The 14,844-nt window shown below is 41.6% G+C and carries 15 protein-coding genes and 1 pseudogene; 8 read left to right on the forward strand and 8 right to left on the reverse strand.

Annotated elements, in window-relative coordinates; genetic code table 11:
• Positions 1–73 precede the first annotated feature (73 nt).
• The 5 genes and pseudogenes from Q0Y65_RS10560 to Q0Y65_RS10580 form a co-directional block, all read right to left on the reverse strand.
• A complete protein-coding gene (locus Q0Y65_RS10560; RefSeq protein ID WP_297959483.1) occupies positions 74–748 on the reverse strand; it encodes a hypothetical protein in 675 nt (224 codons plus the stop codon).
• 13 nt (positions 749–761) lie between these two features.
• Entirely contained in the window at positions 762–1,433 is a 672-nt protein-coding gene (locus Q0Y65_RS10565) for a hypothetical protein (protein WP_297959485.1), read from the reverse strand.
• 144 nt (positions 1,434–1,577) lie between these two features.
• Entirely contained in the window at positions 1,578–3,614 is a 2,037-nt protein-coding gene (locus tag Q0Y65_RS10570) for an endo-1,4-beta-xylanase (protein WP_297959487.1), read from the reverse strand.
• 216 nt (positions 3,615–3,830) lie between these two features.
• Positions 3,831–4,070, reverse strand: a pseudogene (locus Q0Y65_RS10575) (hypothetical protein).
• Positions 4,071–4,200: 130 nt separating this feature from the next.
• The gene (locus tag Q0Y65_RS10580) at positions 4,201–4,698 is read right to left on the reverse strand and encodes a CarD family transcriptional regulator (RefSeq protein WP_297959489.1); all 498 of its coding nucleotides are present in this window, start codon (positions 4,696–4,698) and stop codon (positions 4,201–4,203) included.
• 503 nt (positions 4,699–5,201) lie between these two features.
• Here Q0Y65_RS10580 and rplM point away from each other — a divergent pair.
• Together rplM and rpsI are read left to right on the forward strand one after the other, a co-directional pair.
• Positions 5,202–5,630, forward strand: coding sequence for a 50S ribosomal protein L13 (gene rplM / locus Q0Y65_RS10585; RefSeq protein ID WP_297959491.1), 429 nt, complete (start codon positions 5,202–5,204; stop codon positions 5,628–5,630).
• 16 nt (positions 5,631–5,646) lie between these two features.
• Entirely contained in the window at positions 5,647–6,048 is a 402-nt protein-coding gene (rpsI, locus tag Q0Y65_RS10590) for a 30S ribosomal protein S9 (protein ID WP_028519760.1), read from the forward strand.
• Between the two features lie 129 nt (positions 6,049–6,177).
• Here the strand turns inward: rpsI and Q0Y65_RS10595 are convergent, their stop codons facing one another.
• Positions 6,178–7,539 carry a tyrosine-type recombinase/integrase gene (locus Q0Y65_RS10595; protein WP_297959493.1) on the reverse strand — a complete coding sequence of 454 codons (1,362 nt, stop codon included), beginning with the start codon at positions 7,537–7,539 and terminating at the stop codon, positions 6,178–6,180.
• A 291-nt stretch (positions 7,540–7,830) separates the two neighbouring features.
• Here Q0Y65_RS10595 and Q0Y65_RS10600 point away from each other — a divergent pair, with 291 nt between their 5' ends.
• Positions 7,831–8,538: a helix-turn-helix domain-containing protein gene (locus tag Q0Y65_RS10600; RefSeq protein WP_297959495.1), complete on the forward strand. Its 708-nt coding sequence runs from the start codon at positions 7,831–7,833 to the stop codon at positions 8,536–8,538.
• A gap of 18 nt (positions 8,539–8,556) precedes the next feature.
• Positions 8,557–8,853: a hypothetical protein gene (locus Q0Y65_RS10605; protein ID WP_297959497.1), complete on the forward strand. Its 297-nt coding sequence runs from the start codon at positions 8,557–8,559 to the stop codon at positions 8,851–8,853.
• A gap of 116 nt (positions 8,854–8,969) precedes the next feature.
• On the opposite strand, the gene Q0Y65_RS10610 is transcribed toward Q0Y65_RS10605, so the two are convergent.
• Positions 8,970–9,812 (reverse strand): Dam family site-specific DNA-(adenine-N6)-methyltransferase, encoded by an 843-nt coding sequence (locus Q0Y65_RS10610; protein WP_297959499.1) that lies wholly within the window; start codon positions 9,810–9,812, stop codon positions 8,970–8,972.
• A 79-nt stretch (positions 9,813–9,891) separates the two neighbouring features.
• Here Q0Y65_RS10610 and Q0Y65_RS10615 point away from each other — a divergent pair, with 79 nt between their 5' ends.
• The 4 genes from Q0Y65_RS10615 to Q0Y65_RS10630 all read left to right on the forward strand — a co-directional run bounded on the left by Q0Y65_RS10615 (position 9,892) and on the right by Q0Y65_RS10630 (position 14,038).
• A complete protein-coding gene (locus Q0Y65_RS10615) occupies positions 9,892–10,119 on the forward strand; it encodes a helix-turn-helix domain-containing protein (RefSeq protein WP_297959501.1) in 228 nt (75 codons plus the stop codon).
• Positions 10,120–10,121: 2 nt separating this feature from the next.
• Positions 10,122–10,928: a hypothetical protein gene (locus tag Q0Y65_RS10620; protein WP_297959503.1), complete on the forward strand. Its 807-nt coding sequence runs from the start codon at positions 10,122–10,124 to the stop codon at positions 10,926–10,928.
• A gap of 18 nt (positions 10,929–10,946) precedes the next feature.
• A complete protein-coding gene (locus tag Q0Y65_RS10625) occupies positions 10,947–12,437 on the forward strand; it encodes a hypothetical protein (protein WP_297959533.1) in 1,491 nt (496 codons plus the stop codon).
• 92 nt (positions 12,438–12,529) lie between these two features.
• On the forward strand, positions 12,530–14,038 hold the full coding sequence (locus tag Q0Y65_RS10630; RefSeq protein WP_297959535.1) for an ATP-dependent endonuclease: 1,509 nt from the start codon (positions 12,530–12,532) through the stop codon (positions 14,036–14,038).
• A 46-nt stretch (positions 14,039–14,084) separates the two neighbouring features.
• On the opposite strand, the gene Q0Y65_RS10635 is transcribed toward Q0Y65_RS10630, so the two are convergent.
• Positions 14,085–14,501 carry a hypothetical protein gene (locus tag Q0Y65_RS10635; RefSeq protein ID WP_297959537.1) on the reverse strand — a complete coding sequence of 139 codons (417 nt, stop codon included), beginning with the start codon at positions 14,499–14,501 and terminating at the stop codon, positions 14,085–14,087.
• Positions 14,502–14,844 lie beyond the last annotated feature (343 nt).

Here is a 14,844-nt window from a genome sequence, read left to right on the forward strand (position 1 = left end):
ATAGATATAATCATTATATCATTTATTATCCTTATTGTCAATGCAAAAAGCGGGCAAACAGTCCCCTTTCCGCTCATATAACGCGGCCTGCAATGTACATCACAATCATATCGCAGACAATGACAGCCAGAGTGACACGGTCGAGCACTGACACACGTTCTCTGAACCTGCCTTCTCTTTCACGTCTTCTCTCTGCGAAGCCTCTCACCGCTGTGATGACCGCCAGCAACAGAAAAACAGCCGCAGATATCAGCCTTATAACGGCCTTGTATCTGAGCATGGTGTCCACATACCAGCCGTCGCCGAAGGCATAGCCGTGTTCCTTGACCATATCCCCGATAGGAGCCACAGCGGTCTTCATGCTGCTGCTCATAGGCATCATATTGCCTCTTACGGTCTTATTCCTGTCATTGAGGTGAGTTTCGGGGTCGAACATCTCTCCGAAATGCTTTGTTCCGCGGACTATGACCATGTCCTTCGTATCGCCGTTTTTTACCGCAGCACCGTAGAGATAGGTCTTGAACAGTCCCGTGCCGAAAAGTCCCTTGCTGGTGGTGATCTTACTGCTCATGCCTGCGATCGGCACCCATTCCACTGCCTGACCCTTTTCGGGACTGTCAAGCACCTCCGAAATGCTCTGAGGCTCCTCCAGCAGGAACGGTATATTCCTGTAGGCTGGCAATACAGCTCCTATAAGGAAGATCAGCGCCGATGCAAAAAGTGTGACCGAATAATGCTTGTTATTCATAGCCGCTCTCCCTTCAGTTCAGAAGGATATTGCAGATGAGCAGATAGCCTGCACCGAGCAGTCCTGCCAGATCCACCAAGCCTATGAGACCGCCCACAGCTCCGCCCGGTCTGCCGTGTCTGCCGTTTATAGCGTAATTTGCAGCAAGCGTGACTATAAGGAGCAGATTGATGGCAGCTATGATGAACCACTTTATGCTCCTGCTCTTATAGGTGGTGTCTATGTACATCACATCGGGCTCCATAATGGTAGCAAGCTCGCTGAAATTCCGTGACACCTTCTGAGAAGCCTTTCTCACCTTGCCCTTTATGGATACGCCCGTGGTGTTCTCGAAGCTCTCGCTGTCGAAATTGCTGCCGAAATCCTTGTCGGCACGGACAAGAAGTATCTTGTCCTTATCTTCGGAAAGTATCATATAATAGTATTCGTGGCCTATTGGTATGGAGCTTACGCTGTGCTTGAAATCCAGATTTGCCTCCGGAGCTCCGTATGCGGGAGTGCCGCTGACTACTGATCCCAGATCATAGCCCGTATCAAAGGCACTGTCCAGAGTGCGGCTGTCTCCCATAAGGCCGCTTATACCGAAAAACACGGATATTGCGGCAATAATACCGAAAACGATGGCTGCTGTGAGGGGGGATGCTGGCTTTGCTGCATAACCCTGATTTTTGATAAAAAGGCTCATAAAAAAGCAACTCCTTATAGTAATCCGTATGTCAAGCTCCGAATACGGGGCATCATACCAGAAATATCATATCATATATAGTCCCCGATGTCAATATAACAAAAGGCTGCACGGACAAGCCGTGCAGCCCTTATAAACCATTGCTCAGCGTGTGCTGGGAACGAGCGTTTCTCTTATATGGAGAAGGTACTCCTGTATAAAGAGAGCGTCATTTCCTGTAAGGCCTTCTGTATCCCTATCCACATCGCCGTTCATCTTGCCCTGTGCGGTGAGGTGCTTTGCGTCAGTACCCTTTTCACCGTACTTGTTGGGGTTAGCCAGTGCCTGCATGATGAGTATAGCGTCTGCCAGCTCAACATTTTCGTCGCAGTTGGTATCGCCCCAGAAGAAAGGCTCATAACAGTATGAGGTGGTGGTAGTATTGGTAACGGTAGTTGTTGTGGTGGTGGTAGTGGTAGTAACGCTGCCGCCCGGGATAGTGGTCCTTACGGGATCGGGAGCTGTTCTGCTGCCTACGATGGACTTGTAAGCAGGTTTAGCCATGAATTCCTTGTCGAAGATAAGGGGATTCTGTGAAGCTCTCCAGCTCTTGGGATCGGTAACGCCCCAGAATACTACTGCGGAGATCTTATCGCTGTACTTCTCGTAGATATCGAAGAGGCCCTTGTAGTATGTAGCCTGAACATCGAAATACTTGTCGCCTGAATTCTCCTGTACGGTTACGTCCAGCTCTGTGATCTGAACGTCAAGGCCTGTAGCGATGAAGTCCTTGAGAGCGCTCTCGTACATACCCAGCGAGGGGAATGCAGCGTCCATGCTCTGTCTTACGTCAAGGTGAGACTGCATACCGATACCGTCGATAGTGCCTGCCTTCTTGAGTCTCTCTGCCATTTCGCAGATAGCCTTCTTCTTGTCCATATACTCGTTGAAGTCGTTGTAGTAGAGCTTGCAGCCCTCGGGAGCATACTGTCTTGCAAACTTGAATGCGTAGTCGATGAATGAATTGTCGCCGTATACAGCTACCCAGTCCGAAGCCTCATACTGGTTGGCCTGTGAAGGATGGCCCTTCTGACGGGGACTGCCGTCGTTCTGGAATGCCTCGTTTACAACGTCGCAGGCATAGAAGTTGATATCGGGATAAAGAGCTGTAAGTGTTTCAAAATAGCTCTTGATGTAGTTCTCCATACGCTTTGTCATCTTTTCGGGAGTAACGTAATCCTTCTTCTCGTCGTAGTCCTCCTTGAAGAACCATTCGGGAGTCTGGCTGTACCAAACAAGGGTATGTACTCTTACGGGGATACCGTACTTTCTTGCGTATTCAAGGACAGGCTTGGCCTGTGAGAAACTTATCACAGGATTCTCGTCGTCGCCTGTCTCCTCAAAGTAAGCAAGCGTCTTTGCCTTGTTGAGAACATAGTCGGGCTTCATCTGGTTGCCCACTGTGATGCTCTCGCCGAAGTGCTTCTGAACCAGATCCATGAAGGGCTGTGAAGCCAGATCGTCGGGAGTAAGAGCTGTACCCACAATGAACTTGTCCTTGTAGAGCTCGCTGAGAGACGGGATATCAGCTTCGATATCCACATGGGGAGCCTCGTAGATCTTTACGTCGTCCACAAGGATATCCTCGTTGTTGCCCGACTCAAAGTAGATATAGGCTGCGTCCATGCCTGTGGAATAGCTTATCGGGATATTCTCGATAGTAGCCCAGCCGTTTCCGCCGCCTGACTGTGCCTGGATATTCTGCCTGATGTTGTTGTAGGAGTCCTCTCCGTCAACAGTGAACTGCGAGCTGAGAGTGCAGTTGGTGTACCACTGGCCTCTTACGGAAGCCGAGAAGTAATACTGGGTATCGGGCTTGAGGAAGCTGTCCAGACGTATGGAAGGTCCGTTCCAGCTTTCGGTTCTGCCGCTTGCCAGCATACAGCTGCTTCCGCTCTTTGCGTCATCAGAGGAGATAGACAGCTTTGTGGTATCGTCTCCGCCTCTGTTTGCCCAGTACTTGAGATCGTCCTCGCTCTCGAAGTCGCTCTCATAGACCAGAGTGCCCTGTGTTGCCGTTGTCTTGTTGGTCAGCTGTACATCGCCGGGTGCTACCGCGTGTACAGCGGGAGCTGTAGCTGTGAACGCCATGGCTGCACCCATAACGCCTGCTATCAGCTTCCTGATGTTCTGTCCTTTCATAGTAAAATCCTCCAAAAATAAATTTTTGTGTTTATATTGTAGCACAATCATGTCAATAAGTCAATGAGACTACGGTATAAAGAGCAATAAATGGGAGGGGCGACTATAATCGGCGGCAAAAAATGGTCAGCGCGGCAGAGAACCCTTAGTCTTTGATTAAACAGGGGGCGGATACAGGCTGCTCCCCTTATCCGCCCCTACAGCATGAACACCTTCTCAATCGAGATAAGAACCTACAGGCGAGGTATTATACTGCTTCTTGATCCTGATTATAACAGAGCCGTCAGGCTGTTCGTTTTCCTCAAGGATCTTGTACTTGGTTCTTGTTTTTTCAAGAGAAGCCTTGTACTTCTCTACCTCCTCCCTGACAAGCCTGACAGCTTAATCGTGCGTGGTGTCCTCCTTCAGCATAAAATGCAGAGTCTGACAGATACACGCTTCTTTGACCCTTTTCATTGATATGCACCTCCAAAAAAATAAACGTGCGGCAAACAACTGGACTTACGCAGATATTTGCTACACGTTCTTTACATTATTAATTATATCAGCTGTTTTTTATTTTTCAAATGGTGTTTTTTCACAAAATTCAAGCTATATGCTTTTCGATATATTCAACAACTTCGCTCCTGTCTATGTCAAGAGCATAGGCAAACTCTTCAAAAAGCATATTTTCCGCAAGATCAAGATATTTTTCATCTGAGGAACGCAGCTTCCTGCCCTCTTGGGAAAGCTCCTTTCTGCGGAGGTACAGTGTTTTTATAAGCCTTATCATCTCATGCTTGTCTGCGTTTTTTATAATACGGCTGTATTCCTCCTTGCGTTTAATATCATTGTCGATCCATATAACGTCCTCAGAGTTCATGTGCGAGATAAGCTCGTCAACTTCCGATCTCGAACATACATAGTGTATATTGCTGAGTGCAGTTTCATTATCTACAGGAACATAAAAAACGTTCTTTTCCGAATTTTTTTGCCTGAGAATGTAATATTCCCGTTCCTCTCCCGTAAGATCACGCTTTTCTATCGCCGTGATCTTACATATACCGAATGTACCGTACATAACAATATCATTTATCTTATACATAAGTATCACCCCGCAAAAAAATAGAACGTGAAGCAAGTAACCGGACTTACGCAGAAACTGCTACACGTTCTTTATTATATTTTAGCATTTTCAAAAATCAAAATCAAAGGCAGTTTTGCACAAAAATCATACCCTTTTTCTGTGAGAGGATAATATATGCTCCTACATTCTCAATTCAGCCAACGGCTCGTAAAATTGCACACAATTCCGTGAAATAGCGTCTCCTTTTTCTACCTTCCAAAACTGAAATGAAACGTGAGAAAGAGAGAGAAAGAGAGAAAAACAGAGCGTTTGACAGAGAAACAGGGATATATATTGAAAAAATCTCCGAAAAAGCCTTGACATTCACTTTTTTATCGTGTATAATAATTCTTGCACTGTAAACGGATACTGCGTTTTCCGGGAAGCAAGAGGCAGCGGCCTCCGATGTCCCGTCAGAGGTTCTGCCTCTTGTTTCCGTACTCGCGCTCCGTTTTGGAAATTTATTACAGGAGGAAAAATTTATGTCAACTACACTGGCAAAGCCCGCTGAAGTAAGCCGTACTTGGTATATCCTCGACGCTGAGGGCAAATCCCTCGGTAGAGTTGCTGCTAAGGCTGCTCACATACTCAGAGGCAAGCACAAGCCCACTTATACTCCCAACGTAGACTGCGGAGATCACGTTATCGTTATCAACTGCGCAAAGGCTGTCCTCACAGGAAGAAAGCTGGAGCAGAAGAAGTACTACTGGCACACAGGCTGGATCGGCGGCCTCAAGTCCATCGCTTACAAGGATATGATGGCTGAGCAGGCTGACAGAGCTATGACTATCGCTGTTAACGGAATGCTTCCCAACAACAGCCTCGGCAGAGCTCAGATCAAGAGACTCAGAACTTACAAGGACGCTAATCACAAGCAGGAGGCTCAGAAGCCTGTTGCTTACGAGCTTTAATAGGAGGTGCTTTTAAATGTACGAATCAAAGGTAAAATACTACTACGGCACAGGCAGAAGAAAGCACTCCGTAGCAAGAGTAAGAATCTACCCCGGCTCGGGTAATGTTACTATCAACGGCAGAGGCATCGATGACTACTTCGGTCTCGAGACTCTCAAGCTCATCGTTCGTCAGCCCCTGGCTCTCACAGACAATGTTGAGAAGTTCGACGTTATCTGCACAGTTGCAGGCGGCGGCGTTACAGGTCAGGCCGGTGCTATCAGACATGGTATCTCAAGAGCTCTTCTCGAGTTCGATGCTGAGCTCCGTCCCACACTCAAGAAGGCCGGATTCCTCACTCGTGACCCCAGAATGAAGGAGAGAAAGAAGTACGGTCTCAAGGCCGCACGTCGTGCTCCCCAGTTCTCAAAGAGATAATCAGACTTATCTCAAATCGCCGTATTTTCGGCACTTTTCAGACCTTACAAATTCGTCATGGTCTTTGTCTGGTCTTTATCGAAAGATTTTTAATATCCGTCTCGATCATTCGGGACGGATATTTTGCGTTCAGGACAATTTAAGGGTTATAAGATCGGCAACCTTAGCCTTTGTGCTTTTCAGTACGTCAGCGTAAATATCGGCTGTGATATTTATATCCCGATGACCGAGATGCTCCGAAACCACTTTGAGGTCAACTCCGCTGTTCAGCAAGAGTGTAGCATTACAATGCCTGAGCTGGTGCAGGGTAAGATTTTCAAACTCCGTTCCCTTAGTGAAGCGTTTCAGAGAATGGTATACAGAATTCCTGTCTCGATAGTTGCCCAGTGCAGATGTGAATACCATTTCGGGGTGAGCAAAGTTCTTTCCGAGTGCTGCCGACATTCTGTCGATATAGGCTTTCTGCTCCCTGAAAATAGAAGCAAGGACATCGCTCATTCCGATAACCCTGCGACTGCTCTCCGTTTTAGGTGAGCCGAGCTTGTGTTTACCGCCAATATCAGTGAGATTATGGTTAATGGTGATCGTCATTTCATCAAAGTCAATGTCTTCCCACATAAGCCCCAAGCATTCTCCCGAACGCATTCCTGTGTAAAGCAATACTTTGACTATTCTTTTAAAGTCCTCGTCCCACGGTTTTGTATCAAGAAGCTCCATAAATCGCTTGATCTCGCTCTCGTCAAGGGACATTTTCTTCTTTCCGTCCTTTTTCTTCGGAAGAATAACGTTGTGACAAGGCGATTCACGAATGAAGCCCTGCTCAACACCTCTGCGGAAGATGCTTTGAATAACCACATAGACTTTCTTCACCGTCTGCGGATTAAGCGTCATAGATTTCATGATTCTTGTCAGCTTAGGAGTTGTGATCTCTTTCAGCTTCATATTGCCGATAACGGGCTTTATATGATTGTTGTACTGTCCCTTATAGGTATACGCCGTACTCGGCTTCAGCTCAACAGGTGCGTAATTCTCAAAGTACCAGTCAGCAAGTTCAGAGAAACGCATATTCTCATTGAGTTCCGTATAGTCTTTACAGCGGTTCTCAAAGTCGAAAGCAAACTGCTGTGCGAGCTTTTCCGCTTTTTTAGGCGTTACGCCCTGCGGCGGCTTAAAGGTTGTAGACTTGATGATCTGCTTCACACGGGCTTCCAGTGCCTTAATGTCCAGCTGAGCCTTGTACATTTCCTCACGGTGGTCTTTGTTGTACTTGCTCTCAAAGGTGTCGAACGGAGCTTTGATGAAGTGCATCACAGGGCTTTTTCTTTCAGAAGGCTGTGCTATAATGATTGAATACAGCACAGGCGGTTCGGTGTGGTCTGCTTTTCCTGCAAGTCGATACAGACCAGTGAAACAGTAGCCCACGGCTGAGAGCATAGCCGTTCCTGCCATTCCCACGTCGGTGGAGGTCGTGACCGAGATCGCCTGCGCCATGTTTCGCAGGACAGTCGGCAACGCATCGAGCGGAAAAGGAATTGCATCTGTCCTCTGCCGCAATGGTCGGGGTTCTCCCCATGAAATACTAATCATTTTGTCGTTTTCCTCTTTTTTGTAATTTTTCTTTTATTTCTCTTGACAGATTGCGTATGATGTGCTATAATAAATCAAGAAATAACACGTTTCAATCTCTGAGATATATTATATGCTACCTAAGTAGCATTTGTCAAGCAAAAATAATCAGAACGAGTTAAGTTCTGCCTTTTGCACAAATTGGAGGGACACAAAATGACTGTCTTTTGGAGAAAATACAATGAACTTTGCGATGAGAGAGGAATCAAGCCGAGGACATTAGCCACAGAGCTGGGTATCTCGGCAGCGACCGTCACCAAATGGGTGAATGACGGTATGCCCAACCTTGAAATGATAACGAGGATAGCGGAATATTTCGATGTTCCGATAGATTATCTGATAAACGAGGACGATACACCGATCATTCCCGAAGCCAACAAAAAGCGTAGCGTGTTCAAGTCTGTCAGCTCTCTATCACAGCGTTGGGTGAGCCTGCGCCGTGGAAGCGAGATCAGCCTGGAAACACAGCTCAAAATCATTCCTTATGTGAATTGTACGGTGCAGTTCCTCAATAATGATAAGTATATTGAGTACAGCCCCGAAGCCGAATATGATACCGACCACCTTAAAGATGCAGAAACTATCTTCGATATTTTGGGTATTCTCGACCATTGTGCCGACACCGAGAGCTACCGCATCGTGCAGGTGCAGCTTTCACGCATAGTCCTTTATCACCTGAAAGAAAAAGGCTTCGACCGTGAAGCTCTCCGTACCGAGCATCTCGATCAGGAGAAGATGGAGTACCTCTACACAGGTAAAGAGGGCGGCAAGTCCCATAACTATGGGCTGAACTTCTCGGATATGGACTTTCTCAGGGAGTTTACGGGGCTGAGTTATCGGGTGATGTTTACGGGGATAGAATAACAGAAGGGAGATTACATTATGAACGATCCTATCAAAAAGGCTTATGATATTGCTTCTATCAGAAAAGATATACAGGAGCGTCAGCAGATAATCAACGATTACATGAATACAAGGTATTTAGATAGAGAAAAGGCTATTTCCAAAATTCAGGAACTAAGGATAACCAATGAAAATGTAGCAGCGGTAACTGCTGTTAAACTTGCCCAGTATTCCGTTCCTTTCTCGCAAGTGCCTGATGAGAACATAGTTGCGGAACTGAAAATGCAGATAGATATTCTGTCAGCGGAGTTGACGAAAGAATTATCCGAGCAGTAACAGATGTATTTTATAGAGCTGAGGAGCGATGCTTCTTAGCTCTTTCCTTTTTTGTGCGGACTTCGATTCTGGTGATATCAAAAAAGCTCAGGATTAATCGTTCCTGAGCTTTTATCTTACCATGTTAGAAGAAGTTGATCTTCCACCTTTTTATCAATCATTTCTTCGCCTGTATGCTGTAATCTATCTATCATAGATATTCCGCAGTTTACAAAGAGTTTCCTTTCAAATAATCCCTCAGGCGGAGTAACAGATATATCCTCTTTTCTACTTTTTCTGGTTCCGTTTATAGAGAGAATCACTTTCACTCCACGTTTTTTGCATTCATCGATTTTTTGAAACAGTTCATCAACACTAAACTGATGCGAACCATAAATAATGGATTGTGAGTGTGTATAAGGCGGATCGCAGTATACAACATCATTCTCTACAGCCTTATCCATTGCATCTCTATAATCCTCACAAGAAAAAGAGGCTTTTTGCAAGAGGTTATGCCATTGATCTACCCTCTTAGAAAATGTTGCGGGAGCTATAGGCTTATGAGGTCCTCGTGGAGTTGACATATATCCATCTGCTTTCCTGAAACGTATGACACCTGAATAACAAGTTCTTGAAAGCAAGCAAAAATCTAAAGCGTTAAAATCTGTATTGAATCTATCTCTTATCTCCAAATATTTTTTTTCTGGATCAAGATAGTATTCTTCAATTTCTTTTGAGTAATACTGCTTTATTCTCTCTGGATCATCCTTTACCATAGAAAAAATATCAATAAGAAAAGGAAGTATATCACTGCCGTAACAGGCGTTACATTCTTTTGTGCTATTGAGCAGTTCAGCCATTACAGCGCCACTTCCGAGAAATGGCTCATAGTAATTGTTGAAACTATCGGGAATGTAGGAAACTATTGTTTGTGCAAAACGCTGTTTATTTCCTATCCATTTTAACAAAGCGGGTATCATATTATCTCTCCTGTAACTTAAAGTCTGTAGACTTATTTCATACATATATATTATAATATAAAATAGTGGAGGTGTCAAGATGAAATCCGAAATATTATTAAAATACGGTCAAGTTGTACGAAAAATACGGTTAGAAAAGGGCATTTCACAGGAAACGTTAGCTGATCTAAGCGGACTTCATCGCACTTACATGAGCGACGTAGAACTTGGCAAAAGAAATGTTTCGTTGGAAAATATAGATAGGATCGCCAATGCATTGGATGTATCTATATCTGAGATATTTAAACAAATTGAAAGTGGGGAGTAAACATGAAAGCTTTTCCTGAGTTTTCGATGGAAGATAATTCATTTTGGTCACTTATTCGCTTTATTTCCGAAAAGCTTGGCTATACAAATCGTCGAACTGGATTGGTAAGTTCGTATTCTCCTGAAGAAATTTCTGCATTGTGCAAAAGAGAGAATATAAATGTTCCCGATGATGTAATAGTGAAAGCTTCTTTATATTTGCAGAAAAGAGCTACTGCAATAAACAATACCGTCCAGAACAACCTTATGAATGCTGAACAGGCTGAGAAAGTCTTTATGGATTTATATAACAGCCGTCAGTATGATTCTAAATTGATTATGAACAAGCAGTCAGGCGACAAGAAAAAGGTTAACTTCTTTACTGCCATCATAACAATGATTGCTGAGGAAGTACTTGGGGGAGCAGATACATTTGATCCTGATCCAAGAGGACTTTCTTATCTTGTTGATAATAACTCCCTTCTTGGTGGATTGTCACGAAGATTTGATGGAGCATATCCTTCTGTGTATTCTCCAAAGCTTGTGTGGGAGATAAAAGAATACTACTACACTACTACTTTCGGTAGCAGAATTGCTGATGGTGTTTATGAAACGCAGCTTGATGGATATGAGTTAAAGGAAATATATCAAAGAACTGGTCATAAGATTCATCATGTTATCTTCGTTGATAGCTATAAAGTTTGGTGGGAGATGGGAAAATCTTATACTGTCAGACTTGTTGATGCACTTAATATGGGGTTAGTTGATGATGTTATTTTCGGAAAAGAAGTATTGACTGAGTGGAGAAAAATATTACAAGCAGTTAAGTAATCATTAAGGAGAATGACGATGGCCAAAAATGTAACTCAATACGATTTACTTATTTCATGTCCTGGTGATGTTAAAGAGGAAATAGAATGTATAAAAAGTTCGGTGGAACAATTTAATTCTACTTTTGCAGATTCACTTGGTATCTCAATTAGAACTAAGCATTGGAGTAAAAACTCATATCCTCAATCTGGTGGTAAACCACAAGCACTTCTCAATAAGCAATTTGTAAATGATTGTGACGCAGCCGTTGCTATCTTGTGGACAAGGTTTGGAACGCCAACAGATGAATACGGTTCTGGTACTGAAGAAGAAATAGAGATAATGCTTCATGATGGAAAACAAGTCTTTATGTATTTTTGCGACAAACCACTTAGTCCGTCACAAATGGATTCAGAAGAATTTAAACGTGTCAAAGCATTTAAAGACAAATATAAGGATAGGGGTATTTATTTTACATATACTTCTATTGATGATTTTAAACGAGATTTCTTTGCACATCTGTCACAATACTATTTGAGTTTAAAAACTGTTGAAAGTATGAATAACGAAAGACATTCATCACTATTGTTAAAGGGGCTTGATCGAGAAAATCATATCTCTGATAATGCAGTAATATGTGATTTCAAACTAAAAAACGAATATGACGAAAATGGGTATATTGCGAAGATTAGAGAATACTATTCTGAAATCGACTCAATTAAGACAGCAAAAATAACAGGGAATCCTTTGCTTACTGGAACTTTATCTTTTATGCCCCCAGCAGAGATTAGTAATAATATTAAGACATACATCACAGAAATCGCTAAACATCTCAACATAGAATTAAACGAGAATTTCTTTGATCTTGGAAATCTACATAAATCATTAGATGCATTACCAATGTATTCCTCTGTTAGTGGTTCTGACCAAGAAAAAAGAAAATATGATTTAATATACAAGCTATATGACACTATACAAGATTTTCTAAAATGGATTTCGGCTGACAAAGCATTAACTGGACTGAAATCTCTCGGGCTAATTCTAACAAATGCTGGAACCGACTATGATGAAGATGTGGAAGTTTCGTTGTATGTCCCCAAAGACGCTCTTGTTACCGTTGATACATTTCCTGAGTTGAGTGTAGATGACAAGAATTACCTAATGAATGATAGAGATTTAGACGAAATATTCCATATTCCTTCTACAGCTGAATTTTTGGATTATGCCGATTCGATTAAACTCTCTAAACAAGTTCCAACACCTGTTAAGCCAATTCAAGGTATATTTGGATCAACATACGATGCTTGCGAAGGATTTACGGACTACTTATCAGATGTTTTTGGATTTGAGGCTTACACTACTGATAAATGTTATGTTGTAAAAATTAAGTTTGATTATATCAAACATAATACTTCTGTCGCATTTCCTTCAATAATACTATTATTGAAGGATATTACAGATATTCCATATACCATTACTTCTAAAAGAAATGCAGAAATAATCAATGGAACAATAACAATAACAAAATAAAAGATACGATAAAGATAAAAACAATTTGAATATGAGTTGCATCTCATAAATAAAGTACATAAAGATTATAATTTTTTTAGAAAGGAAAAATAATGAATCTAAATATACAGATATGCGATATTAGAAACATCAATAGTTTGAATGTTTCATTACCATTTGAAAAAGGTATGTATGCTCTTGTTGGAGAAAACGGATGTGGTAAGAGTACGCTTATGTTACTATTATCTCTTGTAATTAAGCCTTCTTCTGCTAAAATGATTACATCTAAAGATCTTTCTCCAAATTCATATGTTGAAATTTCTATCGGAGATAAAAATGATAGGTGGACACCAGATAAGAATAATAAGCTTTCTACTGGCAAAAAGGTAAAAGATAAATACGGCTCATATAATGATACTCAAGATGTTCGTTTTAATGGTTTCTATGAGGGTAGCATTTTTTATGGAACACGTTTTTTTGATTATAATAAAGTTACAAAATTCATTGGTAAAGCAGATATTCATGAAAAACTAATTGAAGCAGATACTTTTGTTGCTGAAACTTTAGGTTATATTCTTCATAATGATAAAAAATGGTATAAAACACTAAAAAAGATTAAATCTAAAAAAGTGGCAAAAGAAGAAGGCTTTATCGGTATTCCATATTTTTATGAAATAGAAGGAACATTAACCAATAAACTTATTAGCCAATATCAAATGAGTAGTGGCGAAAGTATGCTGATATCATTAATAGATTTTATTAATAACATCATAAAGAGGCATACTTATGATCGAGTATTATTGTTAATTGATGAAGTTGAATTAGCTTTACATCCTGCCGCTATTGATAGACTTCACATCTTTTTATTGGATTTAATAAAGAATTCAGATTCTGAAATAATAGTATATTTTTCAACGCATTCTGCGGAACTTATTCATAGAATAGCTCCTCGAAATATATATTTATTAGAAAACGACACTAAGACTATTGATGTTATCAATCCTTGCTATCCAAATTATGCAATAAGAAGTCTTTATATTCCAAATGGTTTTGATTTCCTATTATTAGTTGAAGACGAATTAGCTAAAGCTATAGTAGATAAAGTTATTCGTGAAAACAATCTTGCATCAAGTAAATTAATATGTATTCTTCCTTCTGGAGGTTGTAATCAAATGTTGAAATTACATCACGATATGGTAACATACAATACTTTAGGAGTCGGAAAACATATTATCAGTATCTTTGATGGAGATGTGAAAGAAAATATTGCCAAACAAGAAGAATATAAACAATTGCCTAAGTGTTTTTTACCCATTCCAAGTGTAGAGAAATACCTAAAATTCAAGTTGGTTGATACACCAGATAAAAACTTCATAAAATTGTTAGGTGATAAGTATTTCAATCAACGTTCGCTAAGTGATATAATTAAAGACTATTTAAATGATGATAGAACGTCATCTTCAAATGACAAGGATGGGAAAAATTTCTATTCTGTCATATGTGCTAATTTGGATAGAATTGGTATATCAGAATCAGACTTTATTAAGTATTTGTCAAATGATATTTACGAATATGAAAAACCTACAAAATTTGTGGAATCGATAAAGAAATTGCTTTCATAAATTTTATTTCAAAAGCGGCTGCACCCGAAGGCACAGCCGTTCAAAGTCAAATATAAACCATACACTCAAACACCGATTCTCTTGCCATACTTATGAAGCAGTTTTCAAGACAGAGCATCTTCTCGGTATCGCCTGCGAGGACAGCTTTCTGATAACAGCTATCAGTCTGCTTCCAAAGCTTCACCTGGCGAGAGATGGCTTCACCGACTTTCAGTTCCATATCATCAAGGTACTGCATGATCTTACCCTCATTGACGAGCCTGCGAAGCCTATCGGGACAATGGCTGTCAGAGAAATGAAGATGATACCTGATAAAATCGGTGTGGTAGGTCTTGCTCTCCTCGGTCTGCGTATCGGCATTGAAGTGCGTGACGGTCACTGTATTGGTGTCCAATCTCCACAGCGGAACGTATTTCTTTTTCAGTGGGCTGTATGCGGTCTGTTCACTTGTATATCTGCTCATGATTATTACCTCCATTGTTATGCGGTGAAAGTTCTCAGCAGCTCTCACCACGGTTCTCACTTAACGTATAATAACAGGAGTACGCCTAAACGATTTGGTCTTTCGCTGGTCTTTATCTGGTCTTTAAAGTTACAAAATCGCAGAAAACCGAAGATAAAGAAAAGCGAAGTTAATACACTGAAAGTGCCGTAAAGCAGGCATTTTCGCAAACAATAGAATAAAATACAAGTGCCGATGCGCCTTACAGCAAGAGATAATTTTATCCCTACTGGGACTATACGAAAAATCGTAAGCGTCAAATAAAGGACGTATTCCCCACAAAAGGAATCTGATGTATAATAAA

The organism is uncultured Ruminococcus sp. (assembly GCF_947301925.1).
In the GTDB taxonomy this organism is placed as follows: domain Bacteria; phylum Bacillota; class Clostridia; order Oscillospirales; family Ruminococcaceae; genus Ruminococcus.

What these genes read in the sequence shown, in the direction of transcription:
- Q0Y65_RS10560 (WP_297959483.1), bottom strand. Translation starts at nt 748, where the DNA reads ATGAATAACAAGCATTATTCGGTCACACTTTTTGCATCGGCGCTGATC.
- Q0Y65_RS10565 (WP_297959485.1), bottom strand. Translation starts at nt 1,433, where the DNA reads ATGAGCCTTTTTATCAAAAATCAGGGTTATGCAGCAAAGCCAGCATCC.
- Q0Y65_RS10570 (WP_297959487.1), bottom strand. Translation starts at nt 3,614, where the DNA reads ATGAAAGGACAGAACATCAGGAAGCTGATAGCAGGCGTTATGGGTGCA.
- Q0Y65_RS10580 (WP_297959489.1), bottom strand. Translation starts at nt 4,698, where the DNA reads ATGTATAAGATAAATGATATTGTTATGTACGGTACATTCGGTATATGT.
- rplM (WP_297959491.1), top strand. Translation starts at nt 5,202, where the DNA reads ATGTCAACTACACTGGCAAAGCCCGCTGAAGTAAGCCGTACTTGGTAT.
- rpsI (WP_028519760.1), top strand. Translation starts at nt 5,647, where the DNA reads ATGTACGAATCAAAGGTAAAATACTACTACGGCACAGGCAGAAGAAAG.
- Q0Y65_RS10595 (WP_297959493.1), bottom strand. Translation starts at nt 7,539, where the DNA reads ATGGCGCAGGCGATCTCGGTCACGACCTCCACCGACGTGGGAATGGCA.
- Q0Y65_RS10600 (WP_297959495.1), top strand. Translation starts at nt 7,831, where the DNA reads ATGACTGTCTTTTGGAGAAAATACAATGAACTTTGCGATGAGAGAGGA.
- Q0Y65_RS10605 (WP_297959497.1), top strand. Translation starts at nt 8,557, where the DNA reads ATGAACGATCCTATCAAAAAGGCTTATGATATTGCTTCTATCAGAAAA.
- Q0Y65_RS10610 (WP_297959499.1), bottom strand. Translation starts at nt 9,812, where the DNA reads ATGATACCCGCTTTGTTAAAATGGATAGGAAATAAACAGCGTTTTGCA.
- Q0Y65_RS10615 (WP_297959501.1), top strand. Translation starts at nt 9,892, where the DNA reads ATGAAATCCGAAATATTATTAAAATACGGTCAAGTTGTACGAAAAATA.
- Q0Y65_RS10620 (WP_297959503.1), top strand. Translation starts at nt 10,122, where the DNA reads ATGAAAGCTTTTCCTGAGTTTTCGATGGAAGATAATTCATTTTGGTCA.
- Q0Y65_RS10625 (WP_297959533.1), top strand. Translation starts at nt 10,947, where the DNA reads ATGGCCAAAAATGTAACTCAATACGATTTACTTATTTCATGTCCTGGT.
- Q0Y65_RS10630 (WP_297959535.1), top strand. Translation starts at nt 12,530, where the DNA reads ATGAATCTAAATATACAGATATGCGATATTAGAAACATCAATAGTTTG.
- Q0Y65_RS10635 (WP_297959537.1), bottom strand. Translation starts at nt 14,501, where the DNA reads ATGAGCAGATATACAAGTGAACAGACCGCATACAGCCCACTGAAAAAG.